Genomic DNA, 1,940 nt, shown 5'->3' with positions numbered 1-1,940 from the left:
GCCACGACCGCCGGGCGCGACGCGGTGGAGGCGCTGCTGGCGCTGGGCTTCCGCGAGGGGCAGGTACGCGGGGTGGTGGCCGAGCTGCTGGCCGCCGACCCTGCCCAGAGCGCCGACGCCCTGATTCGCAAGAGCCTGGGCCGGTTGCGGTGACCCACGGCGAGCCCAGCAGCGTCAACATTCAGGACGGCGCCAGCGGCGAGGAGCAGGCGACCCCCGGCACTCCAGAGGAACAGAAGGTCACGTGGCTGGAACTGTTCTTCGACCTCACCTTCGTGGTGGCCTTCGACCAGCTGGCCAAGCGGCTGGGCGACGCGCCGAGCGGGATCAACCTCGTCAACTTTCTGGTGATGTTCGGGGCGGTGTGGTGGGCCTGGGCGGGCAACACCACCTTCGCGGCGCGGCACGGCAACCAGGTGCGGGTCTACCGCTGGGGCACGCTGGCGCAGCTGCTGACCGTGGCGCTGATGGCCCTGTCCGAGCGCGGCGAGCTCGCCGAGAACGGGCCGGTCTTTGCCGCCGCCTTCGCCGCCAACCGCCTGATCCTGGTCGCCATGCACGCGCTGATGATCCGCCGGGACCCCGACGTGGCTGCCTTTGCCCGCCCGCTGATGACCGGGTACGGCCTCGCCGCCCTGATCTGGGTGGGCAGCGCGTTTCTGGGGGGCACCGCGCAGCTGGTGGCCTGGGGGGTGGCGCTGGCGGTGGACCTGATCACGCCGCTGCTGCTCGGGGGCCGTCACGGTCAGGCGCTGCCCCATCAGGAGCATCTGCCCGAGCGGGTGGGCCTGCTGCAGATCATCGCGCTGGGCAACATCGTGACCGAGCTGGTGGCGGGAGGGCGGCAGCGCCCGCTGACCGTGCCCGACCTCGCGCCGTCGCTGTTCGCGCTGCTGGCGGCGGTGGGCCTGTGGCGGCTGTATTTCGACCAGGCCCGCGCCCTGCCCGTGCTGGAGGCGCACCGCCGGGGCCGGGTGGGGTCTTTCCTGCTGTGGCTCTACGGCCACATCCCCTTCACGCTGGGGCTGGTGATGCTGGCGGTCGGCCTGGGGCACGGCATCAGCGACACCGAGAATGACCGCGACGCGGTGAACCTGCAACTGGTGGTGTGGTCGCTGGCCTCGCTGCTGCTGGCCCTCGCCCTGCTGCGCTTCACGGCGCTGCGGCTCTCGCACCGACCGGTGGGGCGCGACCGCAGCCTGCTCGCGCTGCTGGGGGGACTCGCGGTGGCGGCGGGGCTGTCCCTCACGGACCTGGGTACCCTGCCCCTGCACGCGGCGGTCGCGGCCCTGTGCCTGGGCCTGGCGGCGATCACGGCGACCGACCCCGCGAGCGAGGAACTCGGGGAACTGGAAGAACGGCTGGGCGCGGGCGGGTCGCCGCTGTAGAGCCGCTGACGAAAGAAGATGTTCGCCGGGTTGAGCCGGGCGCCCCCTCACCCCTCGCTGCGCGGGGCCCTCGCTGCCAGCAGCCCTGCGAGTCCCGCAAGGGGAGAGGGTCAGCGGCCTGCTGGTGAGGCGCCTGCACCTGATGAACTTGGCCAGCAGAACAGCCTGTGGCGCTCCCTCCTGCCTTGCCCGGGTCGAACAGGGACGCAGGCGGCCCAACCGCAGTCCGCATCAGTCCCGCAGCACCGCCGCCCCCAGATCCTCCAGCGCCCGCACGAGCAGCACCTGCACTCCGGGCAGGGTCAGCACCAGCAGGTCGCCGAGGGGCTGCTCCGGCTCGCCGAGGGGCTGCACGCCCAGGGCTCCCAGGCCGGGCCGCACCTCCAGCTCGGCTCCGGCGGCCCGCAGGACGAGGTGGGGGTCGCGCGGCAGCCGCAGCCGGACGAAGGAGCCGCCCTCCGGGAGCGTGGCCTCGCCCCCGACGATGGGAAGGGCGGTGCGCGGCAATTCCTCGCGGGCAGCGAGAACCGCCTCCCGCAGCCGGGCGGTGGG

General features: G+C 73.4%; 1 protein-coding gene and 2 pseudogenes. 2 read left to right on the top strand and 1 reads right to left on the bottom strand.

What is annotated here, in order from left to right:
- Both QOL99_RS16725 and QOL99_RS16720 read left to right on the top strand, forming a co-directional pair.
- Positions 1-153 (top strand): annotated as a pseudogene (locus QOL99_RS16725) (RuvA C-terminal domain-containing protein); the annotation flags it as partial.
- A complete protein-coding gene (locus QOL99_RS16720; protein ID WP_285525505.1) occupies positions 150-1,388 on the top strand; it encodes a low temperature requirement protein A in 1,239 nt (412 codons plus the stop codon). The pseudogene QOL99_RS16725 and the gene QOL99_RS16720, both read left to right, overlap by 4 nt.
- A 231-nt stretch (positions 1,389-1,619) precedes the next feature.
- Here QOL99_RS16720 and QOL99_RS16715 read toward each other — a convergent pair.
- A pseudogene (locus QOL99_RS16715) lies at positions 1,620-1,940 on the bottom strand (hypothetical protein); the annotation flags it as partial.

This window comes from Deinococcus rhizophilus, assembly GCF_030271215.1.
GTDB classification, from domain to species: domain Bacteria; phylum Deinococcota; class Deinococci; order Deinococcales; family Deinococcaceae; genus Deinococcus; species Deinococcus rhizophilus.
This window is presented reverse-complemented; position numbering and strand designations above follow the sequence as displayed.